The 26884-nt window shown below is 68.5% G+C and carries 27 protein-coding genes; 18 read left to right on the plus strand and 9 right to left on the minus strand.

What is annotated here, in order from left to right; translation table 11 throughout:
• Window positions 1-22 precede the first annotated feature (22 nt).
• From ACM0M4_RS01200 to ACM0M4_RS01215, 4 genes are read right to left on the minus strand one after another with little or no spacing between them, the layout of a single operon-like run.
• Window positions 23-1057 carry an extracellular solute-binding protein gene (locus ACM0M4_RS01200; protein WP_003106178.1) on the minus strand — a complete coding sequence of 345 codons (1035 nt, stop codon included), beginning with the start codon at window positions 1055-1057 and terminating at the stop codon, window positions 23-25.
• Between the two features lie 22 nt (window positions 1058-1079).
• Window positions 1080-1889 (minus strand): ABC transporter permease, encoded by an 810-nt coding sequence (locus ACM0M4_RS01205; protein ID WP_003106179.1) that lies wholly within the window; start codon window positions 1887-1889, stop codon window positions 1080-1082.
• Window positions 1886-2806 carry an ABC transporter permease gene (locus tag ACM0M4_RS01210; protein WP_054375676.1) on the minus strand — a complete coding sequence of 307 codons (921 nt, stop codon included), beginning with the start codon at window positions 2804-2806 and terminating at the stop codon, window positions 1886-1888. The genes ACM0M4_RS01205 and ACM0M4_RS01210 overlap by 4 nt, the downstream gene beginning before the upstream one ends.
• A gap of 25 nt (window positions 2807-2831) precedes the next feature.
• Window positions 2832-3944, minus strand: a complete 1113-nt coding sequence (locus ACM0M4_RS01215; protein WP_003106181.1) for an ABC transporter ATP-binding protein — start codon at window positions 3942-3944, stop codon at window positions 2832-2834.
• A gap of 230 nt (window positions 3945-4174) precedes the next feature.
• Between ACM0M4_RS01215 and ACM0M4_RS01220 the strand changes: the two genes are divergently transcribed.
• The 10 genes from ACM0M4_RS01220 (at window position 4175) to madM (ending at window position 12562) form a co-directional block, all read left to right on the plus strand.
• A complete protein-coding gene (locus tag ACM0M4_RS01220) occupies window positions 4175-5068 on the plus strand; it encodes a LysR substrate-binding domain-containing protein (RefSeq protein WP_003106182.1) in 894 nt (297 codons plus the stop codon).
• Window positions 5069-5188: 120 nt separating this feature from the next.
• Window positions 5189-6853 (plus strand): malonate decarboxylase subunit alpha, encoded by a 1665-nt coding sequence (gene mdcA / locus ACM0M4_RS01225; protein WP_003106183.1) that lies wholly within the window; start codon window positions 5189-5191, stop codon window positions 6851-6853.
• On the plus strand, window positions 6853-7734 hold the full coding sequence (locus ACM0M4_RS01230) for a triphosphoribosyl-dephospho-CoA synthase (protein ID WP_012613463.1): 882 nt from the start codon (window positions 6853-6855) through the stop codon (window positions 7732-7734). Before mdcA ends, ACM0M4_RS01230 begins: the two co-directional genes overlap by 1 nt.
• A gap of 1 nt (window position 7735) precedes the next feature.
• On the plus strand, window positions 7736-8035 hold the full coding sequence (locus tag ACM0M4_RS01235) for a malonate decarboxylase subunit delta (RefSeq protein WP_003084001.1): 300 nt from the start codon (window positions 7736-7738) through the stop codon (window positions 8033-8035).
• Window positions 8028-8891 carry a biotin-independent malonate decarboxylase subunit beta gene (locus ACM0M4_RS01240; protein WP_003084003.1) on the plus strand — a complete coding sequence of 288 codons (864 nt, stop codon included), beginning with the start codon at window positions 8028-8030 and terminating at the stop codon, window positions 8889-8891. Before ACM0M4_RS01235 ends, ACM0M4_RS01240 begins: the two co-directional genes overlap by 8 nt.
• The gene (gene mdcE, locus ACM0M4_RS01245) at window positions 8888-9694 is read left to right on the plus strand and encodes a biotin-independent malonate decarboxylase subunit gamma (RefSeq protein ID WP_003112668.1); all 807 of its coding nucleotides are present in this window, start codon (window positions 8888-8890) and stop codon (window positions 9692-9694) included. The genes ACM0M4_RS01240 and mdcE overlap by 4 nt, the downstream gene beginning before the upstream one ends.
• Window positions 9695-9709: 15 nt before the next feature.
• Window positions 9710-10402 carry a malonate decarboxylase holo-ACP synthase gene (locus ACM0M4_RS01250; RefSeq protein ID WP_003118606.1) on the plus strand — a complete coding sequence of 231 codons (693 nt, stop codon included), beginning with the start codon at window positions 9710-9712 and terminating at the stop codon, window positions 10400-10402.
• Window positions 10399-11331 carry a malonate decarboxylase subunit epsilon gene (gene mdcH / locus ACM0M4_RS01255; protein WP_054375677.1) on the plus strand — a complete coding sequence of 311 codons (933 nt, stop codon included), beginning with the start codon at window positions 10399-10401 and terminating at the stop codon, window positions 11329-11331. Before ACM0M4_RS01250 ends, mdcH begins: the two co-directional genes overlap by 4 nt.
• 56 nt (window positions 11332-11387) lie before the next feature.
• The gene (madL, locus tag ACM0M4_RS01260) at window positions 11388-11792 is read left to right on the plus strand and encodes a malonate transporter subunit MadL (RefSeq protein ID WP_003161012.1); all 405 of its coding nucleotides are present in this window, start codon (window positions 11388-11390) and stop codon (window positions 11790-11792) included.
• Window positions 11793-11797: 5 nt separating this feature from the next.
• On the plus strand, window positions 11798-12562 hold the full coding sequence (gene madM / locus ACM0M4_RS01265) for a malonate transporter subunit MadM (RefSeq protein WP_003084016.1): 765 nt from the start codon (window positions 11798-11800) through the stop codon (window positions 12560-12562).
• Window positions 12563-12646: 84 nt separating this feature from the next.
• Here the strand turns inward: madM and ACM0M4_RS01270 are convergent, their stop codons facing one another.
• The 3 genes from ACM0M4_RS01270 to ACM0M4_RS01280 form a co-directional block, all read right to left on the minus strand.
• The gene (locus ACM0M4_RS01270) at window positions 12647-13576 is read right to left on the minus strand and encodes a LysR family transcriptional regulator (protein WP_003084019.1); all 930 of its coding nucleotides are present in this window, start codon (window positions 13574-13576) and stop codon (window positions 12647-12649) included.
• A gap of 187 nt (window positions 13577-13763) precedes the next feature.
• Entirely contained in the window at window positions 13764-14201 is a 438-nt protein-coding gene (locus ACM0M4_RS01275) for a hypothetical protein (RefSeq protein ID WP_003101914.1), read from the minus strand.
• Between the two features lie 191 nt (window positions 14202-14392).
• Entirely contained in the window at window positions 14393-15313 is a 921-nt protein-coding gene (locus ACM0M4_RS01280; protein WP_003084035.1) for a LysR substrate-binding domain-containing protein, read from the minus strand.
• 350 nt (window positions 15314-15663) lie between these two features.
• Between ACM0M4_RS01280 and ACM0M4_RS01285 the strand changes: the two genes are divergently transcribed.
• The 4 genes from ACM0M4_RS01285 to ACM0M4_RS01300 all read left to right on the plus strand — a co-directional run bounded on the left by ACM0M4_RS01285 (window position 15664) and on the right by ACM0M4_RS01300 (window position 21280).
• Complete coding sequence (locus ACM0M4_RS01285) at window positions 15664-17154, plus strand: aldehyde dehydrogenase (protein ID WP_009875686.1); 1491 nt, start codon at window positions 15664-15666, stop codon at window positions 17152-17154.
• A 57-nt stretch (window positions 17155-17211) separates the two neighbouring features.
• Entirely contained in the window at window positions 17212-18645 is a 1434-nt protein-coding gene (locus ACM0M4_RS01290; protein WP_003084045.1) for an APC family permease, read from the plus strand.
• A 30-nt stretch (window positions 18646-18675) separates the two neighbouring features.
• Entirely contained in the window at window positions 18676-20058 is a 1383-nt protein-coding gene (locus tag ACM0M4_RS01295; RefSeq protein WP_003101901.1) for an aspartate aminotransferase family protein, read from the plus strand.
• A 163-nt stretch (window positions 20059-20221) separates the two neighbouring features.
• Window positions 20222-21280: an ABC transporter substrate-binding protein gene (locus ACM0M4_RS01300; RefSeq protein WP_003101898.1), complete on the plus strand. Its 1059-nt coding sequence runs from the start codon at window positions 20222-20224 to the stop codon at window positions 21278-21280.
• Window positions 21281-21357: 77 nt separating this feature from the next.
• Here ACM0M4_RS01300 and ACM0M4_RS01305 read toward each other — a convergent pair whose 3' ends face one another.
• Both ACM0M4_RS01305 and ACM0M4_RS01310 read right to left on the minus strand, forming a co-directional pair.
• Window positions 21358-22239, minus strand: a complete 882-nt coding sequence (locus tag ACM0M4_RS01305) for a dihydrodipicolinate synthase family protein (protein ID WP_003101895.1) — start codon at window positions 22237-22239, stop codon at window positions 21358-21360.
• Window positions 22240-22298: 59 nt separating this feature from the next.
• A complete protein-coding gene (locus ACM0M4_RS01310; protein WP_003101894.1) occupies window positions 22299-23081 on the minus strand; it encodes an aldolase in 783 nt (260 codons plus the stop codon).
• 154 nt (window positions 23082-23235) lie between these two features.
• Between ACM0M4_RS01310 and ACM0M4_RS01315 the strand changes: the two genes are divergently transcribed.
• The 4 genes from ACM0M4_RS01315 (at window position 23236) to pcaF (ending at window position 26758) form a co-directional block, all read left to right on the plus strand.
• Window positions 23236-23775, plus strand: coding sequence for a helix-turn-helix domain-containing protein (locus ACM0M4_RS01315; protein ID WP_003112674.1), 540 nt, complete (start codon window positions 23236-23238; stop codon window positions 23773-23775).
• 150 nt (window positions 23776-23925) lie between these two features.
• Window positions 23926-24777, plus strand: coding sequence for a CoA transferase subunit A (locus ACM0M4_RS01320; protein WP_003084060.1), 852 nt, complete (start codon window positions 23926-23928; stop codon window positions 24775-24777).
• Entirely contained in the window at window positions 24774-25556 is a 783-nt protein-coding gene (locus ACM0M4_RS01325) for a CoA-transferase subunit beta (protein ID WP_003084062.1), read from the plus strand. The genes ACM0M4_RS01320 and ACM0M4_RS01325 overlap by 4 nt, the downstream gene beginning before the upstream one ends.
• Entirely contained in the window at window positions 25553-26758 is a 1206-nt protein-coding gene (pcaF, locus tag ACM0M4_RS01330) for a 3-oxoadipyl-CoA thiolase (protein WP_003101891.1), read from the plus strand. The genes ACM0M4_RS01325 and pcaF overlap by 4 nt, the downstream gene beginning before the upstream one ends.
• Window positions 26759-26884: the final 126 nt, after the last annotated feature.

Here is a 26884-nt window from a genome sequence, read left to right on the forward strand (position 1 = left end):
GGGGCGCGAAACGGCGCTGCGCTCAGCGCATCAGGTTGGTCCACAGGCGGTCGGCGAGGCGGATCGCGTCTTCGCCGCAGGTCTGGCTGAACACCACGCGGGTACCGGCGGGGACGTGCAGCTCCGGGGCGTCCTTGAGACTGGCGTCGAGGTAGGGCTCGACGCCCTTCACCGGGCTCTGGTGCTTGAGGAAGTTCTGGGTCAGCGCGGCGTTCTCCGGCTGGGCGAGGAAGGCGATGAAGCGCCGCGCGTTGTCCGGGTTGCGGCTGCCGCGCGGGATCACCAGGTTGTCCACCCAGGCCAGCACGCCTTCCTTCGGATACAGGTACTTCAGGCTCGGCTTGAGTTCGCGCGCACGCATCGACGAGCCGCCCCAGAACATCGACATGTCCACCTCGCCCGCGGCGAGGTTCTCGCGGATCGAGCCGGCCTTGGAGCTGTAGGTCTTGACGAAGGGTTTCTGCGCCTTGAGCAGTTCGAGGACGCGCTGCATCTGCTTCGGGTCCGCGCTACAGAGCGGGATGCCCAGGTACAGGCTGGCCATGTCGACCACCTCGCTCACCGAGTCGAACATGTTGATCCGCCCGCGCAGCTCTTCCGGCGGCTGGTAGAGCACCGCGTAGCTGTCGGCCGGGCCGGCGTAGCGCGCGCCATCCAGCACCACGCTGGTGGTGCCCCAGATGAAGGGCACGCTGTAGGCGCCCTCCGGGTCCCAGGCGGGCTTCTTCAGGTTGTCGAGCAGGTTGGCGTAGTACGGCTCGGCGGCCGGGTCGAAGCGCTCGAGCAATGCTTCCTTGACCAGGATCGGAACGAACTGCTGCGAAGGAATCGCCACGTCGTAGCCGGCGCCGCCCTGCTTGAGCTTGGCCAGCAGGGTTTCGTTGGAGTCATAGGAGTCCACCGTGACGCGGATGCCGCTTTCCTTCTCGAATTTCTCCAGCAACTGCGGCGAGAAGTAGCCGCTCCAGCTGACCACGTTGAGTTGCCCGGCGGCCTGGGCGCTGCCGCCCAGGGCCAGGGTGAGGCCGAGGCCGATGCTTGCGATCCGTTGATGCATGGGGATTTCTCCGACGTAGGGCTCAGGCGCGTGGCTTGCCGAGCAGGTAGGAAAGGCTGACGAAGATCACGGAGACGCCGAGGATCAACGTCGACACGGCGTTGACGTCGGGCGTGACGCCCATCCGCAGCAGTCCGAAGATGAAGATCGGCAGGGTGGTGGTGCCGGCCTGCGAGACCATCATCGAGATCACGAAGTTGTCCAGCGAGACGATGAAGGCGAGCATCAGGCCGGAGAAGATGCCCGGCGCCAGCAGCGGCAGCGTCACCTTGCGCAGGGTCCGCCACGGACCGGCGTAGAGGTCGGCGGCGGCCTGCTCCAGGGAAAGGTCCATGTCATCCAGGCGGGCACGGATCGGCAGGTAGGCGAACGGGATGCAGAACACCGTGTGGGCGATGATCAGGTTGCCGTAGCCGAGAGACAGCCCGACGGTGGAAAACAGCGCCAGGGTGGCGACCCCGACCACGATTTCCGGCAGCACCAGGGGCAGCATGATCGCTCCCATCGACAGGCGCAGGCCCCTGAACTTCGCCCCACGCGAGGTGCCGAGGGCGGCCAGGGTGGCGATCGCGGTGGCCGCGGCGCTGGCGCACACGGCGATCAGCAGGCTGTTGCCGGCGGCCTGGCGCAGCGCCTGGTTGGCGAAGGCGGCGCGGTACCAGTCGAGGCTGAAGCCGGTCCAGACGGTGGCCGACTGGTTGGCGTTGAAGGAGTACACCACCAGCACCAGGATCGGCGCGTACAGGTACAGGTAGAACAACAAGCTGAAGGCACCGAAGCCGGGGAAGTCCTGGACGTTATGGCGGCTGCCTTTCCACAGGCGCGCGATCATCGGCCCATCCCCCGTGCGAGACGTTCGGCGCGCCAGGCGTAGACGGTCAGGATCAGCATCACCGCGGCCATCAGCACCAGCGACAGGGCGGCGCCGAACGGCCAGTTCCGGGCGTCGGCGAACTGCCGGAAAATCAGGTTGCCAAACATCATGCGGGTGCCGCCGCCAAGCAGTTCTGGGGCGATCATCGCGCCCAGGCAGGGCACGAAGGTCAGGATGGCGCCGGCCAGGATGCCCGGCCGGGCGGTCGGCAGGACCACCTTGCGTAGCGTGCGCAGGCGGCCGGCGTAGAGGTCCTGGGCGGCTTCCAGCAGGCGCATGTCCATTTTCTCCAGGGTCGCGTAGATCGGCAGTACCACGAAGGGCGCGTAGGTGTAGACCAGGCCGAGCAGCACCGCGCCGTCGCTGTAGAGCAGCGGCAACGGGTGGTCGACCAGGCCGAGGCCGAGCAGGCCGTTGTTGATCACTCCGCTGCCGCGCAGCAGGAGAATCCAGGCGTAGGTGCGGATCAGCAGGTTGGCCCAGAACGGCACGGTGATCAGGAAGATCAGCAGGTCGCGCCGACGCGGCGGCTGCATGGCCAGCCAGACCGCCACCGGGAAGCCGAGCGACAGGGTGATGAGGGTGGTCAGCGCGGCGATGCCGAGCGAGCGCAGGGCGATTGTCAGGTAGGAGTCGGCGAAGGCCAGGCTGTCGTCCATCTGCCGTTCGAAGAGCAGGGATACGTACGCCTCGCCGCTGAAGGCCCGGTCGACCCCGCCATAGGGGTTGGCCTCCATCAGCGAATAGGCGGCGACGATGAGGATGGGCAACACCAGGAACAGGCCGATGGCGACCAGCGCCGGCGTGACGCCGAGGAAGCTGCGCAGGGCCTGGCGACGCTGCAAGGCTGCGCCGGGGGAAGGGATCGGATGCATGGCTGGGGTCCGTTGCCGAAGGGGATCAATCCAGCAGGACGCTGGCGCTGTCTTTGGCCACGGCCAGGCAGGCAGCTTCGCCGGTGGCGAAGCGCCGTGCCGTGCCGTTCGGTGTGCGCACCGTCAGCAGGCTGCCGTCGGCCAGGCGCACCCGGTATTGCAGGTCGGTGCCGAGGTAGACCTGGCTTTCCACCGTGCAGGGCAGGCCGCCGCCGGTGTTGGCCGCCAGCAGGTCCAGGCGTTCCGGGCGGATCGACAGGCAGACCCGGGCTCCGGCTGCCAGGCCGTCGCGCGCGGCGGCCTCGAACGCTTCACCGCCGGGACCGCGGTACAGCGCCAGCGGGCCGTCGCGCTGGAGCAGCTCGGCTTCGATGAAATTGGTCTCGCCAATGAAGTCGGCGACAAAGCGGTTGCCGGGGCGCTCGTAGATCTCTTCCGGCGGTCCGACCTGTTGCACCTGGCCCTCGGAGAGCACGGCGATGCGATCGGACATGGTCAGCGCCTCCTCCTGGTCGTGGGTGACGAAAATGAAGGTGATCCCGGTCTTCGCTTGGATCGCCTTGAGTTCCTCGCGCATCGCCTGGCGCAGCTTCAGGTCGAGGGCCGAGAGCGGTTCGTCGAGCAGCAGCACCCGCGGTTGCGGCGCCAGCGCACGGGCCAGTGCCACACGTTGCTGCTGGCCTCCTGAAAGCTGCCCGGGACGGCGATCGGCGAAACGTTCCATCTGCACCAGGGCGAGCATCTCGCGGACCCGCTCGGCGATCTCCGCCTTGCCCAGGCTGCGTCCCAGTGGGCGCGATTCGAGGCCGAAGGCGAGGTTCTCGGCGATGCTCATGTGCGGGAACAGCGCATAGTGCTGGAACACGGTGTTCACCGGGCGCTCGAAGGGCGGTCGCGCGGCGATGTTCTCGCCGTAGAGGAGGATCTCGCCCTCCGTGGGAAACTCGAAGCCGGCGATCATCCGCAGCAGGGTGGTCTTGCCGCAGCCAGACGGGCCGAGGAGGGTGAAGAACTCATTGTCGCGGATATCCAGGTCGACGCGCTTCAGTGCCACCGGGCCGCTCTCGGGATCGCCGTACACCTTGCGTACCGCGCGGATGGACACTGCATGGGTACGCAGCGAATGCAGGGCACTCATGGACTTACCTCCGATTCCCCTTCGTGCGTGCCGCAATGCGGCGCGACGATGGTTGTTGTTCTTATGGCAGGGCTGGAAAGTAGGCTTCCGCGAGGTGGCGGAAGGGTAGCGCCGGCTTGTGGTCGCCGATGGCTGGAGCGGATGATGCGGAAAAGGGGCGGCTGTCGAAAGCTCAATTTTTTTATATAAGGTGTTAAAAAAATTAACATCTAGCGAGGTTCGCAAGGCCCATGTCGATCCCCCGTTTGCCCCCGTTGAACGCTGTGCGCGCCTTCGAGGCCGCCGCCCGCCTGGGTAGCTACGTGGCGGCGGCGAAAGCCCTGCACGTAACCCAGCCGGCGGTCGGCCGGCATGTCCGGCTGCTGGAAGACTGGCTCGGCGCGCGTCTGTTCGAACGTACTTCGCGTGGCGTGCTGTTGACCCCGGCCGGGCGGCAGTACTACGCCGCGGTGTCCACCGCGTTGCAGCAGATCGCCGAGGCCGGCGGCCAGCTCAGTGGCGCGCGCTGGCTGCGGATCATGGCGGTGCCGGCGTTCTCCCGGCGCTGGCTGACGTCGCGCCTGGAAACCCTCTGCGCACAGCGGCCGGGGCTGAAGATCGCCCTCGAACCCAATCCCACCTTCGACCACGTGGAGGAGCGCAGCGCCGACCTCGGTATCGTCTATGGCCTGCCGGGCCAGTACGCCAACCCGCGCGCGCTGCTGATCCGGCCCAAGGTGTTCCCGGTGTGTTCGCCGGCCTACCTGGCCGCCGCCGGGCCGCTGGAGTCGGCGGAGCAACTGGTCGCGCACAAGCTCATCCATGTCGACGACGGCGAGTGGTGGAACCTCTGGTTCTCCGCCATCGGGGTCGACGTCGAGGTCCGTCCGGCGGTGCTCTACCTGAGCAACGACCATGCCCTGGCGCGGGCCGAGGAGGGTCTCGGCATCGCCCTGGCCAACGAGGTGCTGGTCCGCCAGGAACTGCGCAGCGGCGCTCTGGTGCGGCCCCTGGCCGCCGAGGCGGCACTGGAGTGCTACCAGGTGCTGACCCCGCCCGGCACGCCCTCGGCGGACGTCGAGTGGTTCATCGGCTGGCTGGGCGAGGCCCTGCGCGAAGAGTTTCCGGACGCCGTGACGTCCTGAACGCAGCGCCAGCGCTGCATCGTTAACCCAAGCGTAACGATCATGGCGGCTGCTTGATTGAACAGGCCTGGCGGCCTGCCTAACGTGGCTCCTCACGACAGCGTGAAACCTGGAGCCGACATGACGACACCGATCTCTCCCCCGCCGCAGTGGTCGCGGCGCCGCCAGGAAAAGCAGCGGCGCCTCGAGCGCGTGCGCGGCCTGGCTGACGGCGCGGTGCTGCCGCGCGAACGCCTGGTCGCCGCGCTGGAGGCGCTGATCGCGCCGGGCGATCGGGTGGTGCTGGAAGGCAACAACCAGAAGCAGGCGGATTTCCTCTCCCGTTCGCTGGCGCGGGTCGATCCCGGCAAGCTGCACGACCTGCACATGATCATGCCCAGCGTCGGCCGCCCGGAGCATCTCGACCTGTTCGAACTGGGCATCGCGCGCAAGCTCGACTTCTCCTTCTCCGGCCCGCAGAGCTTGCGCATCGGCCAGTTGCTCGAAGACGGCCTGCTGGAGATCGGCGCGATCCACACCTACATCGAGCTGTACGCGCGGCTGGTGGTCGACCTGATCCCCAACGTGGCGCTGGTCGCCGGTTTCGTCGCCGACCGCGAAGGCAACGTGTACACCGGGCCGAGCACGGAAGACACCCCGGCGCTGGTGGAGCCCACCGCGTTCAGCGACGGCATCGTCATCGTCCAGGTCAACCGTATCGTCGACGACCCGCGCGACCTGCCGCGAGTGGATATCCCGGCGTCCTGGGTGGACTTCGTGGTCGAGGCCGACCAGCCGTTCTACATCGAGCCGCTGTTCACCCGCGACCCGCGCCACATCAAGCCGGTCCACGTGCTGATGGCGATGATGGCGATCCGCGGCATCTACCAGCGGCACAACGTGCAGTCGCTGAACCACGGCATCGGCTTCAACACCGCGGCCATCGAGCTGATCCTGCCGACCTACGGCGAGTCCCTCGGCCTGAAGGGCAAGATCTGCCGACACTGGACCCTCAACCCGCACCCGACCCTTATCCCCGCCATCGAGAGCGGCTGGGTCGAGAGCGTGCACTGCTTCGGCACCGAGCTGGGCATGGAGGGCTACATCGCCCAGCGTCCCGACGTGTTCTTCACCGGTCGCGACGGCTCGCTGCGTTCCAATCGGATGTTCTGCCAACTGGCAGGACAATACGCCGTCGACCTGTTCATCGGCGCTACCCTCCAGGTCGACGGCGACGGCCATTCCTCCACCGTCACCCGCGGACGCCTGGCCGGTTTCGGCGGCGCCCCGAACATGGGCCACGACCCGCGCGGCCGGCGCCACTCGACGCCGGCCTGGCTGGACATGCGGGGCGAACCCGAGGCCTTGCTGGAGCGCGGCAGGAAGCTGGTGGTGCAGATGGTCGAGACCTTCCAGGACGGCGGCAAGCCGACCTTCGTCGAGCGCCTCGACGCGCTGGAGGTGGCGCGCGAGACCGGCATGCCGCTGGCGCCGGTGATGATCTATGGCGACGACGTCACCCATGTGCTCACCGAGGAAGGCATCGCCTACCTGTACAAGGCGCGCTCGCTGGAGGAGCGCCAGGCGATGATCGCGGCGGTGGCGGGGATCAGTCCGATCGGCCTGCGCCACGATCCGCGCGAGACCCTGCGGATGCGCCGCGAAGGGCTGATCGCGCTGCCCGAGGACCTCGGCATCCGCCGCACCGACGCCTCGCGCGAGCTGCTGGCGGCGAAGAGCATCGCCGAGCTGGTCGAGTGGTCCGGCGGGCTGTACCAGCCGCCGGCGCGTTTCAGGAGCTGGTGATGAACGCCATCGCGAACCTCGCGGCGACGCCGTGTGCCGACCTCGGCGAATGCCTGGCCGACCTGGCGGTGGACGCCCTCATCGACGAAGCCGAACTGTCGCCCAAGCCGGCCCTGGTGGACCGCCGCGGCAATGGCGCGCATGCCGACCTGCACCTGGGCCTGATGCAGGCCTCGGCGCTGAGCCTGTGGCCGTGTTTCAAGGAAATGGCCGACGCCGCCCAGCGGCATGGGCGCATCGATGCGCGCCTGCGCGGCGTCCTTGGCCAACTGGGGCGCGACGGCGAGGCGGCGATGCTGCGTACCACCGAAGGCGTGAACACCCATCGCGGAGCGATCTGGGCGCTCGGCCTGCTGGTCGCGGCCGCCGCTCTCGAACCGCGCCGCACGCAGGCCGGCGAAGTGGCCGCGCGCGCAGGACGCATCGCCCTGCTCGACGATCCGGCGGCCGCCATCGGCGACAGCCACGGCGAGCGCGTCCGTCGGCGCTACGGCGTCGGCGGCGCCCGCGAGGAGGCGCGTCTCGGCTTCCCCCGCGCAGTGCGCCACGGCCTGCCGCAGCTATGGCGCAGCCGCGAAGGCGGCGCTGGCGAGCAGAACGCCAGGCTCGATGCGCTGCTGGCGATCATGAGCGTCCTCGACGATACCTGCGTGCTGCACCGCGCCGGCCGCGTCGGCCTCGCCGTGATGCAGGATGGCGCCCGCGCGGTGCTCGCCGCCGGCGGCAGCGCCAGTCTCGCCGGGCGTCGCCGCCTGTGCGAGCTGGACCGCCGCCTGCTGGCGCTGAACGCTTCGCCCGGCGGCGCCGCCGACCTGCTGGCCGCCTGTCTTTTCCTCGATCGCCTGCCCGCCGTGTCCGGTGGGTGGGCTGGGAGTCTCTGAGATGGAAACCCTGACCTTCGAATTTCCCGCCGGCGCTCCGGCGCGCGGTCGCGCCCTGGCCGGCTGCGTCGGCTCCGGCGACCTGGAGGTGCTGCTCGAGCCGGCCGCCGGAGGCGCGCTGAGCATCCAGGTGGTGACCTCGGTAAACGGCAGCGGCCCGCGCTGGCAACAACTCTTCGCGCGGGTCTTCGCGGCGTCCACGGCGCCGGCCGCGTCGATCCGCATCCACGATTTCGGCGCCACTCCCGGGGTGGTCCGCCTGCGCCTGGAGCAGGCACTGGAGGAGGCTGGCCATGACTGACGTCGCCCGCCTGCTGGCGCTGCGTAGCTTCACCGAACTGGGAGCGCGCCAACGCGCCCGTGCCCTGCTTGACGCGGGCAGCTTCCGCGAGTTGCTCGATCCCTTCGCCGGCGTGCAGTCGCCCTGGCTGGAACGACAGGGCATCGTGCCCCAGGCCGACGATGGGGTAGTGGTCGCCCGTGGCCTCCTCGACGGCCAGCCGGCGGTGCTCGCCGCCATCGAAGGTGCTTTCCAGGGCGGCAGCCTTGGCGAAGTCAGCGGAGCGAAGATCGCCGGCGCGCTGGAGCTGGCCGCCGAGGACAATCGCAACGGCGTTCCGACCCGGGCCCTGCTGTTGCTGGAAACCGGTGGCGTGCGCCTGCAGGAAGCCAACCTCGGACTGGCGGCGATCGCCGAGATCCAGGCGGCCATCGTCGATCTGCAGCGCTACCAGCCGGTGGTGGCGGTGATTGCCGGGCCGGTCGGCTGCTTCGGCGGCATGTCCATCGCCGCCGGGCTGTGCAGCTACGTGCTGGTGACCCGCGAGGCGCGCCTCGGCTTGAACGGTCCGCAGGTGATCGAACAGGAGGCCGGCATCGCTGAATACGACTCGCGCGACCGGCCGTTCATCTGGAGCCTCACCGGCGGCGAGCAGCGCTTCGCCAGCGGTCTCGCCGACGCCTACCTGGCCGACGACCTCGATGAGGTACGCACCTCGGTACTCGCGTATTTCGCCAAGGGCCTGCCGGCACGGCCGCGCTGCCGCCGCGCCGAGGATTACCTGCGGCGGCTGGGCGACCTCGATACCGCCGAGCAACCGGATGCCGCCGGCGTGCGCCGGCTGTACCAGGGGCTGGGCCAAGGAGATGCAACATGAGCCAACCGTTCGCTTCCCGTGGCCTGGCCTGGTTCCAGGCGCTGGCCGGTAGCCTCGCGCCGCGTCCCGGCGATCCTGCTTCGTTGCGCGTCGCCGATGCCGAGCTGGACGGCTACCCGGTGCGTTTCCTGGCCGTCGTGCCCGATCCCGACAATCCGTTCCCGCGCGCTCGCCAGGGCGAGGTCGGGCTGCTCGAAGGCTGGGGCCTGGCCGCCGCCGTCGACGAGGCGCTGGAGGCCGACCGCGAGGCGCCACGCAAGCGCGCGCTGCTGGCCATCGTCGACGTGCCGAGCCAGGCCTACGGCCGCCGCGAGGAGGCCCTGGGTATCCACCAGGCGCTGGCCGGGGCGGTGGATGCCTACGCCCGCGCCCGACTCGCCGGGCATCCGCTGATCGGCCTGCTGGTGGGCAAGGCGATGTCCGGCGCGTTCCTCGCCCACGGCTACCAGGCCAACCGCCTGATCGCCTTGCACGATCCGGGGGTGATGGTCCACGCCATGGGCAAGGCCGCCGCCGCGCGGATCACCCTGCGCAGCGTCGAGGAACTGGAGGCGTTGGCGGCGAAGGTGCCGCCGATGGCCTACGACATCGACAGCTACGCGTCGCTCGGCCTGCTCTGGAGGACCCTTCCGGTGGAGACCGTCGAGGTGCCGTCGACGGCGGACCTGGTGCGGGTCCGCACCTGCCTGGGCGAGGCCCTGGCCGATATCCTCGGCGGCCCGCGCGACCTCGGCGGCCGCCTCGGCGCGGCCAACCGCGAGGCGTCGGCGCGGGTGCGCCGGCTGCTGCGCGAGCAGTGGTGAATTCAGGAGCGAGCCGTGGTCATCGCGAACAGCTCACAGCGGGGCTCCAGCCGGCGACGGCTCGCTCCTGATCCGATGCGTCGCAGGGCAGGGCCGGAACCCCATGACTTGCTCCTGGGCATGGCGCCGGCGCATTTGCCGGAGAATGCTCCGGCCTGGGTCTGCGCGGCACTGAAGGCCGGCTGGCCGGTGGTGGTGCGCCGTGCGCCGGCAGATCCTGCGCGGGTGGCCATCGGCGTGCGCGGCCTGGCGCGGGAGCAGCGCTGGGCCGGCTGGATGCCGTTGGCGGCAATCACCCGGCGCTTGCGCCCGGAAGCGCTGGGCCAGCGCGAGCCGGCGATGCTGCGCGATCTGCCGGCCTGGCGTGCCTTGCGCGACCTGCGTGCGCCGCTGAACGCGCTGGGACTGGCCTGGGGCGTGACCGGCGGCGCCGGTTTCGAGCTGGCCAGCGGGGTCGCCGTGCTGCATCCGGACAGCGACCTCGACCTGCTGCTGCGCACCCCGCGCCCGTTCCCGCGCGATGACGCGCTGCGCCTGCTGCAGTGCTTCGAGCAGTGTCCCTGCCGGATCGACCTGCAACTGCAGACCCCGGCGGGCGGCGTGGCCCTGCGCGAATGGGCCGAGGGTCGGCCCCGGGTGCTGGCGAAAGGCAGCGAGGCGCCGCTGTTGCTGGAAGACCCCTGGCGGATCGCGGAGGTCGAGGCATGAGCGTGCTGTTCGCCTATCCCGGCCAGGGCGCCCAACGTCCCGGCATGCTCGCGGCCTTGCCCGACGAACCGCCGGTGCGCGCCTGCCTGGAGCAGGCGGCGGACTGTCTCGGCCAGGCGCCGGCCGAACTGGAGAGCGCCGAGGCCTTGCGCGGCACCCGCACGGTGCAGTTGTGCCTGCTGATCGCCGGGGTCGCCGCCAGCCGCCTGCTGGAGACGCGCGGGCATCGGCCGGGGCTGGTCGCCGGGCTGTCCATCGGCGCCTATCCGGCGGCGGTGGTAGCCGGCGCGCTGGACTTCGACGACGCGCTGCGTCTGGTGGCGCTGCGTGGCGAACTGATGCAGGCCGCCTGGCCCGAGGGCTACGGGATGAGCGCCATCCTCGGTCTCGAACAGGCGCAACTGGAAGCGCTGATCCTGGCGGTGCGGCGCGAGCACCCACCGCTCTACCTGGCCAACGTCAACGCCGAGCGGCAACTGGTGGTGGCCGGCAGCGAAGCGGCTCTGGCCGCCCTCGCCGAACGCGCCCGTGCCGCCGGCGCCAGCGCGGCGAAGCGCCTGGCGGTGAGCGTACCGTCGCACTGTGCGCTGCTCGACGAACCGGCCGCGCGCCTGGCCGAAGCCTTCGCCGGCATCCGCCTGCATCGGCCGCGCGTGCCCTACCTGAGCAGCAGCCGGGCGCGCCTGGTCGCCGAACCGGCCGCGCTGGCCGACGATCTCGCCGGCAACATGGCGCGCCGCGTCGAGTGGCTGGCGACATTGCGCAGCGCCTACGAGCGCGGTGCCCGCCTGCATCTCGAGCTGCCGCCGGGACGGGTCCTCAGCGGTCTGGCGCGGCCTCTGTTCGGCTGCGCCACGCCGGCCTTCGAAGGCTCCCGGGCGGATACCCTGGACGCGCTGTTGCGCGAGGAGGAAAAGAGAACCCGATAAGCGTTCGTTCGAGGCATAAAAACAACAATATCGATCCGCAACCGAGGACAACAATAATGATTATCTACGGTGTCGCACTGCTGTCTCTGTGTACCCTCGCCGGGCTGTTCATCGGCGAGATCCTTGGCGTGATGCTCGGCGTGCCGGCCAACGTCGGTGGCGTCGGCATCGCCATGCTGCTGCTGATCTTCGTCGGCAGCTACCTGGGCAAGCGTGGCCTGCTCTCGGCGAAGACCGAGCAGGGCGTGGAGTTCTGGAGCGCGGTCTACATTCCCATCGTGGTCGCCATGGCCGCCCAGCAGAATGTCCTCGGCGCGCTGAGCGGCGGGCCGGCCGCTATCCTCGCCGGCATCGCCGCGGTCGCCGTGGCCTTCGCCCTGGTCCCGCTGCTCGACCGCTTCGGCCGGAAGAAAGCCGAAGGCGCCCCGCCATTGAAACCGCGCACCAGCGTGCAGGGGTGAGCGCCATGTTCGAGTCCCTGAACAAAGTCATCAATGGCTACGGCCTGATCAGCGGCTTCGCCATCATCGGCGTGACCATGGCGGTGTCCTACTGGTTGTCGGCGCGCCTCACCCGCGGGCGCCTGCACGGCTCGGCGATCGCGATCTTCCTCGGCCTGGTGCTGTCCTACGTCGGCGGCGTCGCCACCGGCGGGCAGAAAGGATTGGTGGACGTGCCCCTGATGTCCGGTATCGGCCTGCTGGGTGGCGCCATGCTGCGCGACTTCGCCATCGTCGCCACGGCCTTCGGGGTGAATGTCGAGGAACTGCGTCGGGCAGGGGTTTCCGGGGTGGTGTCGCTGTTCCTCGGAGTCGGTTCGTCGTTCGTCGCCGGGGTCGCGGTGGCCATGGCGTTCGGCTATACCGATGCGGTCAGCCTGACCACCATCGGCGCCGGCGCGGTCACCTACATCGTCGGACCGGTGACCGGCGCCGCCCTGGGGGCCAGCTCCGAGGTGATGGCGCTGAGCATCGCCGCCGGGTTGGTGAAGGCGATCCTGGTGATGGTCCTGACGCCTTTCGTCGCGCCCTACATCGGCCTGAACAATCCACGTACGGCGGTGATCTTCGGTGGTCTCATGGGCACCTCCAGCGGCGTCGCCGGCGGCCTCGCCGCCACCGACCCGAAGCTGGTGCCCTACGGTTGCCTGACCGCGGCGTTCTATACCGCCATCGGTTGCCTGCTGGGGCCGTCGCTGCTGTATTTCAGCGTGCGCGGCCTGGTTGGGTGAGCGGGCTCGTCCGGGCACCCTCTCCCTGAAGGGCGAGGGTTGGGGAGAGGTCAGCGGGCCAGCGGTAATGTGGACTTCCGTCCGCTATCCCGCCGCCTCCTGCTCCAGGCGCAGGCTGTACATCCGGCACTCCGCGAGCAACGCCAGCAGGTTCGGGTCGCGCTCCTTGGCCTTGAGGAACACCACGCCGATGTGCTGCTGCAGGCGATAGCGCGGTTGCAGCGGGATCAGCCGCACGCGGTTCTCGTAGACCGCCTCGATGCGTTTGGGCAGCAGCGCATGGCCGACCCCCGAGCTGACCATGCTGAGGAGGGTGAATATGTCGTTCACCTGCATGGCGATCTGCGGTTCGAAGCCGGCCTGCTGGAACACCCGGGTGCCGTCCTGATGGGTGGCGAAGCCCTGGGTGAGCGTGACGAAGGGCGTGTCGCGCAGGGTGCTGAGATCGATCTCGGCGAGCCTGGCGTAGGGCGAGTCCACCGGCACGGCGAGGAAGATGTCATCGGAGAACAGCGGCAGGTGCTCGCAGTCGGGATCGCTGACGCTGTCGTTGAGCGACACCAGGATGGCGTCCAGCTCCATGTTCTTCAGCTGGTAGAACAGATCGACGTTGGAGCCGAGGATCAGGTCGATGTTCAGCGCGCTGCGTCGCAGCTTGAGGCCCATGATCAGTTGCGGCACGGTCTTCACCGTCAGCGAATAGAGCGCGCCGAGCTTGAAACGCTCGGCGGAGAAGCCGGCCGCCTCGCGGGTCAGGCGCACCGTGTCGAGTACCTCCTGGACCAGCTTCTGCGCGCGCTCCTCGAGCACGTAGGCGCTTTCCAGCGGGGTCAGGTTGCGTCCCTCGTGCTTGAACAGCGGGCAGCGCAGGGCGCTTTCCAGCGAGTGGATGGCGCGGTGCACACTGACGTTGCTGGTGCCCAGTTCCGCCGCCGCGCGCGCCAGGTTGCCGGTGCGCATGAAGGCGAGGAAGGTTTCCAGCTTCTTGAGGGTGATTTCTTCGTCGATCAGCATCCGCGTTCCCCTGGCCGGTGGCGTCGGGGGATTGTGCCTGAGGCGGCGCGGGAGGGGTAAAAAGGGCCGTCATGTCCTAGCGCGTGGCGGAGCATGACGGCCTGGAAACGCCTTGGGGAAGGCGGAGTTGCACTGACCGGATGGAATCCCGCTTCGGCAGCCTGAGCCGCCGATAGGCTAACGGAACTCAGCGGATGGAGCGGATGGTGCCCTTGCTGCCGGTGACCTTGACGTCGACCTTCTTGAACAGGAAGTAGTCGTTCACCGAAACCTCGTAGCGCGGCGCCACGATCAGGTCGGCATTGGAGTTCTTCACCGCCTTGAACGCGGCGGCGGCCTTGGCCGAGGACACCGGGTCGAAGGCGCCGAGGCTCAGGCCCGAGCCGCTTTCTGCGCCGTAGGTGACGCCGTCGGCGAACTGGCTGTCGCCGCCGAACTTGAGGAAGCCGAACAGGATATTGACCGAGGAGTCTCCGCTGATCGGCTCGCCGACGGCGACGTCGGCCTTGAGGTCGGTTTTCACCGCGCCGGCCACCGGGGCGATGGGCTGGCTGACGTTGTAGCTGGCGCAGCCGGTCAGCGAGGCCGCGGCGAACAGCAGGGCGGGCAACAGGAACTTCTTCATCTGACTCTCCATGATGATTCATCGATGAGGCGGCAGGCCCGAATGTCCATCGATCCCTGGGCGCTGCCGGACTGCCGGACCGGGGTGGTCCGGAGCGCCGGCCACCCTAGCAACGGAGGCTTTTTGCCACAGTCATCGGATTCGTCTTTGTCAGAAAGAAAGTTCCTCTTGGAATGTCGGAAAGCTGAGGGTCAGTGCCGGCGCTCGGCAAGCTTGCCCAGTTGCTCCCGGCAGTAGTCGACGAACAATCGTGCCGGCTTGGTCAGTTGCGCGCGTTTCAGCCAGGCGGCGGCGAGCCCGGAGGTGGACACCGGCTCGGCGAGGTCGACCATGACCACCTTCTTGCCGTCGTAGGTGCATTCCGAATGCGGGCGGGTGACCAGCAGGGAGAAGCCGAAGCCCTGGCCGACCATGCCGCGCACCATCTCGATGGACGGCGAGCTGAAGGCGATGTTCGGCGTCAGGCCGAGTTCCTCGAACAGGCTGACGAAATAGGTGCGGCTGGGCTGCACGTCGAGCAGGATCATCGGTTCCAGGCACAGGTCGCGCAGCGACACTTGCGCCTGCCCGGCGAAGCGGTGCCCTTCGGGGAGCAGCGCGTGGGGTCGTTGCGGCGGCATCAGCGGCTCGGTCTCGATGGTCGAGTCGAGGTCGTGCTCGTAGAGGAAGGCCAGGTCGAAGCGCCCGGAGGTGAGGCCTTGCACCAGTTCCTGCTGCTCTCCGTCGCGTATGCGGATCTCCACCCCCGGATAGGCCTGGCGAAAGCCGGCGATCAGGCCCGGCAGGTAGAGCGGGGCGACCGTCTCGAAGCAGCCGATGTCGATCTGCCCGGCGATCACGTCGTTGTCGGCCAGGGCGTTCTGCTCGAACTCGTGGGCCATCCGCAGCAGTTCCTGCGCCTTGCGGTAGAAGCGCGCGCCGGCGGGGGTCAGCGACACGCCCTGGGCGTGGTGGCGGATGAACAGCTGCACGCCGAAGCTTTCCTCCAGACCCTTCACCGCCGTGGAGATCGACGGCTGGGCGATGTACAGCTTGCGCGAGGCCTCGGCCACGCTGCCGCATTCCACGGTGGTCACGAAATACTTGAGTTGCCGCAAGGTATAGGACGCCACTGCAAGACCTCATCGGCGCATCATCCTCCCCGGGCCGGGAGTGCGCGCCTCGATTGTTGTGTCCGCCGCGCTGCAAGCAAGTTGCAGGCCGCTGCCGAGCGTCGCGGCGCTGGCCGCGACGACGATTGCCCGCCTGCACGATAACCCAGCACGACGCACTTTGCCGGGGCACGCCTGGCCAGCTTTTTCTTATGTCCCGAGGACATTTTTAATAATTTTCCTTCGCCGCGGCTTGCGCGACCATCCTTCCCCATCGACCCCATGGACAGCGGTCCGCCTCCCGGCGGTCCGGGCCATGCGTGCAGAACCACGACCGGCGCAGACCGGCGAGATAACAAGGAGAAGGTGGGGTGTTCGAACTCAGCGATTGGCAACGGCGCGCCGCGACACAGCGCTTCATCGACCAGGCCCTGATCGGCGGCCGCCAGCGTCCGGCCGCCAGCGGCGCTACCTTCGACGCCATCGATCCGGCGAGCAATCGCCTGCTGGCGCGGGTCGCGGCCTGCGATGCGGCCGACGTCGACGCGGCAGTGGCCGCCGCCCGCCGCGCCTTCGACGAAGGCCCCTGGGCGCGTCTCGCCCCGGTCGAGCGCAAGCGCGTGCTGCTGCGCCTGGCCGAGCTGATGCTGGCCCATCGCGAAGAGCTGGCGCTGCTCGACTCGCTGAACATGGGCAAGCCGGTGATGGACGCCTGGAACATCGATGTGCCCGGCGCCGCCCACGTCTTCGCCTGGTATGCGGAAAGCCTCGACAAGCTCTACGACCAGGTCGCGCCGACCGCCCAGCAGGCCCTGGCCACCATTACCCGCGTGCCGCTGGGGGTGATCGGCGCGGTGGTGCCGTGGAACTTCCCGCTCGACATGGCCGCCTGGAAGCTCGCCCCGGCCCTGGCCGCCGGCAACTCGGTGGTGCTCAAGCCGGCCGAGCAGTCGCCGTTCTCCGCCCTGCGCCTGGCCGAGCTGGCCCTGGAGGCGGGGGTGCCGGAAGGCGTGCTGAACGTGGTGCCGGGCCTCGGCGAGCAGGCAGGCAAGGCCCTCGGCCTGCACCCGGAGGTGGACGCACTGGTGTTCACCGGCTCCACCGAGGTCGGTAAGTACTTCATGCGGTATTCCGCGCAATCCAACCTCAAGCAGGTCTGGCTGGAGTGCGGCGGCAAGAGTCCGAACCTGGTGTTCGCCGATTGCCGCGATCTCGACCTGGCGGCGGAGAAGGCCGCCTTCGGCATTTTCTTCAACCAGGGCGAGGTCTGTTCGGCGAACTCGCGCTTGCTGGTGGAGCGTTCGATCCACGACGAGTTCGTCGAGCGCCTGCTGGCCAAGGCCCGCGACTGGCAGCCGGGCGATCCGCTGGACCCGGCCAGCCGCGCCGGCGCCATCGTCGACCGCCGGCAGACCGCCGGGATCCTTGCCGCCATCGAGCGGGCGCAAGGCGAGGGCGCGACCCTGCTCGGCGGTGGTCGCCAGTTGACGATCAACGGTTCGGACAACTTCATCGAACCGACCCTGTTCGGCGACGTACGCCCGGACATGCAGCTGGCCCGCGAGGAAATCTTCGGTCCGGTGCTGGCGATCAGCGCCTTCGACTCCGAGGACGAGGCCATCCGCCTGGCCAACGACAGCCGCTACGGCCTCGCCGCCTCGCTGTGGAGCGACGACCTGCACCGTGCGCACCGGGTGGCGCGGCGCTTGAATGCCGGAACGGTGTCGGTGAATACCGTGGACGCGCTGGACGTCGCGGTGCCTTTCGGCGGCGGCAAGCAGTCCGGCTTCGGTCGCGACCTGTCGCTGCATTCCTTCGACAAGTACACCCAGTTGAAGACGACCTGGTTCCAGTTGCGCTGAAGACGCGACGGACGCGACACGACTCGATGCCGATAACGACAACAAGAGGACGATCGAATGAACGACACGCCGAACGTGCGTGAGCCGGCCCTGCGCCGCGTGCTCGGGCTGGGACCGCTGCTGGCGGTGGCCATCGGCCTGGTGGTTTCCCAGGGCGTGATGGTACTGATGCTGCAAGGCGCCGGGACGGCCGGCCTCGGCTTCATCGTGCCGCTGGGAGTGGCCTACCTGCTGGCGCTGAGCTACGCCTTTTCCTTTTCCGAGCTGGCCCTGATGATTCCCCGCGCCGGTAGCCTGAGCAGCTACACCGAGGTGGCCATCGGGCATTTCCCGGCGATCCTGGCGACCTTTTCCGGCTACGTGGTGGTGGCGATGTTCGCCCTCTCGGCGGAACTGCTGCTGCTCGACCTGATCATCGGCAAGGTCTACCCCGGCGCGCTGCCGCCGATGCTGGTGGCCTACGGCGTGCTCGGCCTGTTCACCCTGCTCAACCTGCTCGGCATCGACATCTTCGCGCGCCTGCAGAGCGCGCTGGCGCTGCTGATGATGATCGTCCTGCTGGTGCTCGGCCTGGGTGCGGTGAGCAGCGACCACGCTTCCGCGCAGACCGCCCTGGCGAGCGGCTGGAACCCGCTGGGGGTAAGCGCCCTGGCGCTCACCGCGATGGCCGTGTGGGGCTTCGTCGGCGCCGAGTTCGTCTGCCCGCTGGTGGAGGAGACGCGGCGTCCGGAGCGCAACATCCCGCGTTCGATGATCCTCGGCCTGAGCATCATCTTCCTGACCATCGCCCTCTACTGCTTCGGTGCGCTGCTGTGCATCCCGCAGGCGGAACTGGCCGGCGACCCGCTGCCACACTTCCTCTTCGCCAACCGCGTGTTCGGCGAGTACGGCCAGCTGTTCCTGGTGATCGCCGCGATCACCGCCACCTGCAGCACCCTCAACTCGTCGCTGGCGGCGATCCCGCGGATGCTCTACGGGATGGCGCAGAACGGCCAGGCCTTCCCGCAATTCAAGCAGCTCAGCCGGCGGGCGCGCACGCCCTGGGTGGCGGTGCTGTTCGTCGCCGCGATCACCGGCCTGCCGATCCTGATCCTCGGTCAGGACCCGGACTCGATCAACCTGCTGCTGCTCGCCGCCGCGCTGGCCTGGCTGCTGGCCTACATCATCGCCCACGTCGACGTGCTGGCCCTGCGCCGTCGCTATCCGCACATCGCCCGCCCGTTCCGCACGCCGTTCTACCCGCTGCCGCAACTGTTCGGCATCGCCGGGATGATCTACGCGGTGGTCCACGTCTCGCCGACCCCGGAAATGACCGGACGGATCTTCGCCAGCGCCGGCGTGGTGCTCGGCGTGGTCTCGCTGGTGGCGGTGGTGTGGATCAAGGGCGTGATGCGCAAGCCCCTCTTCGTACCCGAACCGCTCGAGACGGCCGGTGAGACTGCCCAGGGCAAGTCCGTCGCCCTCGATCCCCTGCAATCCCCTTCGGCCTGACGCGCCAAGGGAACAAGGAGAACACAGACGATGACCGCTCAGCTCAACCCGCAGCGCGACACCCGCGACTACCAGCAACTGGACGCCGCGCACCACATCCACGCCTTCCTCGACCAGAAGGCGCTGAACCGCGAAGGCCCGCGGGTGATGGTCCGCGGCGATGGCCTGCAGCTCTGGGACAATGACGGCAAGCGTTACCTGGACGGCATGTCCGGCCTCTGGTGCACCAACCTGGGCTACGGCCGCCAGGACCTCGCCGCCGCCGCCAGCCGCCAGCTGGAACAACTGCCGTACTACAACATGTTCTTCCACACCACCCACCCGGCGGTGGTGGAGCTTTCCGAGATGCTCTTCAGCCTGCTGCCGGACCACTACAGCCACGCGATCTACACCAACTCCGGCTCCGAGGCCAACGAGGTGCTGATCCGTACCGTGCGGCGCTACTGGCAGATCCTCGGCAAGCCGCAGAAGAAGATCATGATCGGCCGCTGGAACGGCTACCACGGCTCGACCCTGGGCAGCACCGCGCTCGGCGGGATGAAGTTCATGCACGAGATGGGCGGCATGCTGCCGGACTTCGCCCACATCGACGAACCCTACTGGTACGCCAACGGCGGCGAGCTGAGCCCGGCCGAGTTCGGTCGCCGCGCGGCGCTGCAACTGGAGGAGAAGATCCTCGAACTGGGCGCGGAGAACGTCGCCGCCTTCGTCGCCGAGCCCTTCCAGGGCGCCGGCGGCATGATCTTCCCGCCGCAAAGCTATTGGCCGGAGATCCAGCGCATCTGCCGGCAGTACGACGTGCTGCTGTGCGCCGACGAAGTGATCGGCGGCTTCGGCCGCACCGGCGAATGGTTCGCCCACGAACACTTCGGCTTCCAGCCGGACACCCTGTCCATCGCCAAGGGCCTGACGTCCGGCTACATCCCCATGGGCGGCCTGGTACTCGGCAAGCGCATCGCCGAGGTGCTGGTGGAGCAGGGCGGGGTGTTCGCCCACGGCCTGACCTATTCCGGCCACCCGGTGGCGGCGGCGGTGGCCATCGCCAACCTCAAGGCGCTGCGCGACGAGGGCGTGGTCACGCGGGTCAGGGAGGAGACCGGACCCTACCTGCAACGCTGCCTGCGCGAGGTCTTCGGCGACCATCCGCTGGTCGGCGAGGTCCAGGGCGCCGGCTTCGTCGCCGCGCTGCAGTTCGCCGAGGACAAGGCGACCCGCAAGCGCTTCGCCAACGAGAACGATCTGGCCTGGCGCTGCCGCACCATCGGCTTCGAGGAGGGCGTGATCATCCGCTCCACCCTCGGCCGCATGATCATGGCCCCGGCGCTGGTGGCCGGGCGTGCCGAGATCGACGAACTGATCGACAAGACCCGTATCGCGGTGGATCGCACCGCGCGCGAGATCGGCGTGCTCTGACGCGCCCCGGCGGCCCGGCCTCGGCCGGGTCGCCTGCGACACGGAGCGTCCCCCCATAACGACGATGCGGCGCCTGGCGACCGCGCGCGGAACCGTTTCGGCCTCTGGCCGGCAACTGCCTCAGCAACATCACAACAATGCCAATCGGCTGTGGGAGTGTTCCATGTTCAAGTCCTTGCACCAGTACGCACACGTGTTTTCCCGGTTGTCCCTGTTCGGCCTGGCGTTCGCCGCGGCGGCCCAGGCGCAGAGCCAGAGCCTGACGGTGATCTCCTTCGGCGGCGCGACCAAGGCCGCCCAGGAACAGGCCTATTTCAAACCCTTCGAGCGAAGCGGCGGCGGGCAGGTGGTCGCCGGCGAATACAACGGCGAAATGGCCAAGGTGAAGGCCATGGTCGACGTCGGCAAGGTCAGCTGGGACGTGGTCGAGGTGGAGAGCCCCGAACTGCTCCGCGGCTGCGACGAGGGGCTGTTCGAACGCCTCGACCCGGCGCGTTTCGGCGACCCCGCGCAGTTCGTCCCCGGCACTTTCAGCGAGTGCGGGGTGGCCACCTACGTCTGGTCGATGGTGATGGCCTACGACTCGACGAAGCTGGCCAGGGCGCCGCAGTCCTGGGCGGATTTCTGGAACGTCCGCGAGTTCCCCGGCAAGCGTGGCCTGCGCAAGGGCGCCAAGTACACCCTGGAAGTGGCGTTGCTGGCCGACGGGGTGAAGGCGGAGGACCTCTACAAGGTACTTGCCACCCCGGAGGGGGTCAGCCGCGCCTTCGCCAAGCTCGACCAGCTCAAGCCGAACATCCAGTGGTGGGAGGCCGGCGCCCAGCCGCCGCAATGGCTGGCGGCCGGCGACGTGGTGATGAGCGCGGCCTACAACGGGCGCATCGCCGCTGCGCAGAAGGAGGGGGTGAAACTGGCCATCGTCTGGCCCGGCAGTCTCTACGATCCGGAGTACTGGGCGGTGGTGAAGGGCACGCCGAACAAGGCGCTGGCGGAGAAATTCATCGCCTTCGCCAGCCAGCCGCAGACGCAGAAGGTGTTCTCCGAGCAGATCCCCTACGGGCCGGTACACAAGGGCACCCTGGCGTTGCTGCCGAAGACGGTGCAGGAGGCGCTGCCGACCGCGCCGGCCAACCTCGAAGGCGCGCGGGCGGTGGATGCCGAGTTCTGGGTGGACCACGGCGAGGAGCTGGAACAGCGTTTCAATGCCTGGGCGGCGCGCTGAGCGCGCTGCGCGTCGGCAAAAAAAACGACGGGCCCCAAGTCGTCCGGGCCCGTCGGGTCAAAGCGCTGACGGGGTGATCAGCGCAGCTCTTCCAACAACCCCTGCAGATACCGACAGCCCTCGGTATCCAGCGCCTGCACCGGAAGGCGCGGCGCCCCCACCTCCAGGCCGGAGAGGCCCAGGCCGGCCTTGATGGTGGTCGGCAGGCCCCGGCGGAGGATGAAGTCGAGCAGCGGCAACTGCCGGTAGAACAGCGCGCGGGCCTTCTCCAGGTCGCCGTCGAGCACCGCCTGGTAGAGCTGGCCGTTGAGCGTCGGGATCAGGTTCGGCGCGGCGCTGCACCAGCCTTTCGCGCCGGCCACGAAGGCCTCCAGCGCCAGCGGGTTGCAGCCGTTGTAGAAGGGCACCCGGCCTTCGCCGAGCAGGCGCAGCTTGTGCATGCGCTGGATGTCGCCGGTGCTCTCCTTGACCATGGTCACGTTGTCCACTTCGCGGACGATGCGCAGGATCAGTTCCACCGACATGTCGATGCCGCTGGTGCCCGGGTTGTTGTAGAGCATCACCGGCACGCCGATGGCTTCGCCCACCGCGCGGTAGTGCTGGAACACTTCCGCCTCGTTGAGCTTCCAGTAGGAGATCGGCAGGACCATCACCGCCTCGGCGCCGAGGGATTCGGCGAACTGCGCGCGGCGCACGGTCTTGGCGGTGGTCAGGTCGGAGACGCTGACGATGGTCGGCACGCGATGGGCGACGGTCTTCAGGGTGAAGTCGACCACCTCGTCCCATTCCGGGTCGCTCAGGTAGGCGCCTTCGCCGGTGCTGCCGAGCGGGGCGATGGCGTGCACGCCGCCGTCGATCAGGCGCTCGATGGAGCGGCCGAGAGCCGGCAGGTCGAGACCGCCGTCGGCGGCGAAGGGGGTGATGGTGTAGCCGATGATGCCGTGGATGGATGCGGACATTGGATGTACCCGTGACATTGAGTGGGAAATGCCAGGACGGACCTGGTGGGAAAGGTCGTTCAGCTCAGGCAGTCGCTGTTGCGCGGCAGGCAGCGCCGGGCGTAGTAGTTGAATGCGGCGCCGTGGCGCTTCGGGGTGGAGATCCAGTCGTGGGCCTCGCGCGCCAGGGCCGGCGGGATCGGCTTGATCTCCCCGGCGGCCATCGCCAGCAACTGCATCTTCGCCGCGCGCTCGAGCAGCACCGCGATCACGCAGGCCTCCTCGATGCTCGCACCGGTGGCCAGCAGGCCGTGATGGGAGAGCAGGATGGCGCGCTTGTCGCCGAGGGCGGCGGAGATGATCTCGCCTTCCTCGTTGCCTACCGGCACGCCCGGCCAGTCCTTGAGGAAGGCGCAGTCTTCGTATAGCGGGCAAAGGTCCATGTGCGAGACCTGCAGCGGTACTTCCAGGGTCGACAGCGCGGCGATGTGCAGCGGGTGGGTGTGGATGATGCAGTTGACGTCCGGGCGGGCGCGATAGACCCAGCTGTGGAAGCGATTGGCCGGATTCGCCATGCCGTGCCCGTGGAGGACGTTGAGGTCTTCGTCGACCAGCAGCAGGTTGCCGGCGCTGATCTCGTCGAAGCCCAGGCCCAGTTGCTGGGTGTAGTAGGTCCCCGCCTCCGGGCCGCGCGAGGTGATCTGCCCGGCGAGCCCGGAGTCGTGGCCGGCCTCGAAGAGAATCCGGCAGGTCAGGGCCAGCTTTTGCCGGTCAGTCCACGTATTATCGCCGAGGCTGCTTTTCATCTGCTTCAGCGCGTGCTGGATCAGTTGATCCTTGGGTAATTCCAGTGTCGTAGCCATGCGAGGTTCCTTTGACGGAGCGAGTCGGGGGAAACGCCAGGCAGTTGCGCGCCACGCAACGACCCGGCTGTAAATGACACGGATCAAGTTATATGACACAAAGTGTTATTAGCAAGAGAAAAGTTTCATCGCCATCGGGAGAAGGCTGTCCTCAATGTCCATGCGCTTGAAATTGCTGAGAAAAAAACTCGGGGTCACGCTGGAGACCCTGGCCGAGAAGACCGGCCTGACCAAGAGCTACCTGTCCAAGGTCGAGCGCGGGCTGAACACGCCGTCCATTGCCGCCGCGCTGAAGCTGGCGAAGGCGTTGAACGTGCAGGTGGAGGAGCTGTTCTCCGAGGAAAGCGACGGTGTCGACGGCTACAGCATCGTTCGTCGCGACCAGCGCAAGTCGCTGTCCAGCGGCGACGACGGCCCGGCCTACGCCTCCCTCGCGCAGCAGATCGGCGCCCGCGCGCTGTTGCCGTTCATCGTCCACCCCCCGCGCGATTTCAGTCACTCGACGTTCAAGGAGCACCTCGGCGAAGAGTTCATCTTCGTCCATGAGGGCCAGGTCGAGGTCGACTTCATGAACCAGCGGATCATCCTCGAGCGCGGCGACGCCCTGCATTTCAACGCACAGAAGCCGCACCGCATCCGCTCCCTGGGGGAGACCCAGGCGGAATTGCTGGTGGTGATCCACAGCGACGAATGAGGCGGCGGCTTCGGTCGATCGGATGCTTGCTAACGTTCTGTTCGATTATCGAACTGTTAATCGATTATCGGATTGTGAGCCCTCGGACCCCGGCGTAAGGTTCTCGTCACGTGCCGTCCAGGCAGCGCACAACAAGACGAGACCCGACCGATGGCTGAAATCCTCTCCCTGCGCGAAGCGGTGCGACGCTTCGTCCACGATGGCGACAGCGTCGCCCTCGAAGGCTTCACTCACCTGATCCCGACGGCCGCCGGCCACGAGCTGATCCGCCAGGGCAGGAAAGACCTGACGCTGATCCGCATGACTCCCGACCTGGTCTACGACCTGCTGATCGGTGCAGGCTGCGCGAAGAAGCTGGTGTTCTCCTGGGGCGGCAACCCCGGCGTCGGTTCGCTGCACCGCCTGCGCGACGCGGTGGAGAAGGGCTGGCCGCAACCGCTGGAGATCGAGGAACACAGCCACGCCGACCTCGCCAACGCCTATGTCGCCGGCGCCTCCGGGCTGCCCTTCGCGGTGCTGCGCGCCTACGCCGGCTCCGACCTGCCGAAGGTCAACCCGCTGATCCGCAGCGTCACCTGCCCGTTCACCGGCGAAGTGCTGGCGGCGGTGCCCTCGGTGCGTCCGGACGTCAGCGTGATCCACGCGCAGAAGGCCGACCGCAAGGGCAACGTGCTGCTCTGGGGCATCCTCGGCGTGCAGAAGGAAGCGGCCCTGGCGGCGAAGCGCTGCATCGTCACCGTCGAGGAGATCGTCGACGAACTGGACGCCCCGATGAACGCCTGCGTCCTGCCGAGCTGGGCGCTCAGCGCCGTGTGCCTGGTGCCCGGCGGCGCGCATCCGTCCTATGCCCACGGCTACTACGAGCGCGACAACCGCTTCTACCAGGACTGGGACCCGATCGCCCGCGACCGCGAAAGCTTCACCGCGTGGATCGACGAATACATCCGGGGGACCGAGGATTTCGGGGCCTTCCAGGCCAAGCTCGCGGAGGGCAAGCGATGAGCAGCTACAGCACCAACGAGATGATGACCGTGGCCGCCGCCCGCCGCCTGCACAACGGCGCGGTGTGCTTCGTCGGCATCGGCCTGCCGTCGAAGGCCGCCAACCTGGCGCGCCTGACTTCCTCGCCGGACGTCGTGCTGATCTACGAGTCCGGGCCGATCGGCGCCAAGCCCAGCGTCCTGCCGCTGTCCATCGGCGACGGCGAGTTGGCCGAGACCGCCGATACCGTGGTCCCCACCGGCGAGATCTTCCGCTACTGGCTGCAGGGCGGACGGATCGACGTCGGCTTCCTCGGCGCGGCCCAGGTCGACCGCTTCGGCAACATCAACACCACCGTGATCGGCGACTACCGTCAGCCCAAGGTGCGCCTGCCGGGAGCCGGCGGCGCGCCGGAAATCGCCGGCAGCGCCAAGGAAGTGCTGATCATCCTCAAGCAGTCGCACCGCACCTTCGTCGACAAGCTGGCCTTCGTCACCTCGGTCGGCCATGGCGAGGGCGGCGACTCGCGCCAGCGCCTGGGCCTGCCGGGCAAGGGGCCGGTGGCGATCATCACCGACCTGTGCATCATGGAGCCGGAAGCCGGCAGCAACGAGTTCGTGGTCACTTCGCTGCATCCGGGCGTGACCCGCGAGCAGGTGGTCGAGGCCACCGGCTGGGCGATCCGCTTCGCCGAGCGGGTCGCCGAGACGCCCGCGCCGAGCGAGGTCGAACTCGCCGCGCTGCGCGACCTCGAGGCGCGCACCGCGGCCGCCCATGGACAGAAGGGGAGCGACGAATGAGCCGCGAGGTATTCATCTGCGATGCCGTGCGCACGCCGATCGGCCGTTTCGGCGGCAGTCTTTCCGCGGTGCGCGCCGACGACCTCGCGGCGGTGCCGCTGAAGGCCCTGGTCGAGCGCAACCCGGGGGTCGACTGGTCGGCGTTGGACGAGGTGTTCCTCGGCTGCGCCAACCAGGCCGGCGAGGACAACCGTAACGTGGCGCGCATGGCGCTGCTGCTGGCCGGTTTGCCGGAGAGCGTGCCCGGCGTCACCCTCAACCGCCTCTGCGCCTCGGGGATGGACGCCATCGGCACGGCGTTCCGCGCCATCGCCTGCGGCGAGATGGAGCTGGCCATCGCCGGCGGCGTCGAGTCGATGTCGCGCGCGCCGTACGTGATGGGCAAGGCCGATAGCGCCTTCGGGCGCGGCCAGAAGATCGAGGACACCACCATCGGCTGGCGCTTCGTCAATCCGCTGATGAAGGAGCAGTACGGCATCGACCCGATGCCGCAGACCGCCGACAACGTCGCCGACGACTATCGCGTGTCGCGTGCCGACCAGGATGCCTTCGCCCTGCGCAGCCAGCAGCGCGCCGGCAGGGCGCAGGAGGCCGGTTTCTTCGCCGAGGAAATCGTCCCGGTGACGATTCGCGGGCGCAAGGGCGACACCCTGGTCGAGCACGACGAGCATCCGCGTCCCGACACCACCCTGGAGGCGCTGGCCCGGCTCAAGCCGGTCAACGGGCCGGAGAAGACCGTCACCGCCGGCAACGCGTCCGGGGTCAACGACGGCGCCGCCGCGCTGGTCCTGGCCTCCGCCGAGGCAGTGGAGAAGCACGGCCTGACTCCGCGCGCGCGGGTGCTGGGCATGGCCAGCGCCGGCGTCGCCCCACGGATCATGGGCATCGGCCCGGTGCCGGCGGTGCGCAAGCTGCTGCGGCGCCTGGACCTGGCGATCGACGCCTTCGACGTGATCGAACTCAACGAAGCCTTCGCCAGCCAGGGCCTGGCCTGCCTGCGCGAACTGGGCGTGGCCGACGACAGTGAGAAGGTCAACCCGAACGGCGGTGCCATCGCCCTCGGCCACCCGCTGGGGATGAGCGGTGCGCGGCTGGTCCTCACCGCGCTCCATCAACTTGAGAAGAGCGGCGGCCGGCGCGGCCTGGCGACCATGTGCGTAGGCGTCGGCCAAGGCCTGGCGCTGGCCATCGAGCGGGTCTGACTGGCACAACCGGGTCGCCCGCCCGGTATCAAGAGCGCGCGTCGCGCGGCGCTGCCCATGTTTCGGCGGCGGCGCGGCGCGTGTGCAGCGGAACAGGACGCTCCGTCGCACGGTCAGGATGAAACG

This window comes from Pseudomonas sp. 18-147, from assembly GCF_051048045.1.
Lineage (GTDB): Bacteria > Pseudomonadota > Gammaproteobacteria > Pseudomonadales > Pseudomonadaceae > Pseudomonas > Pseudomonas aeruginosa.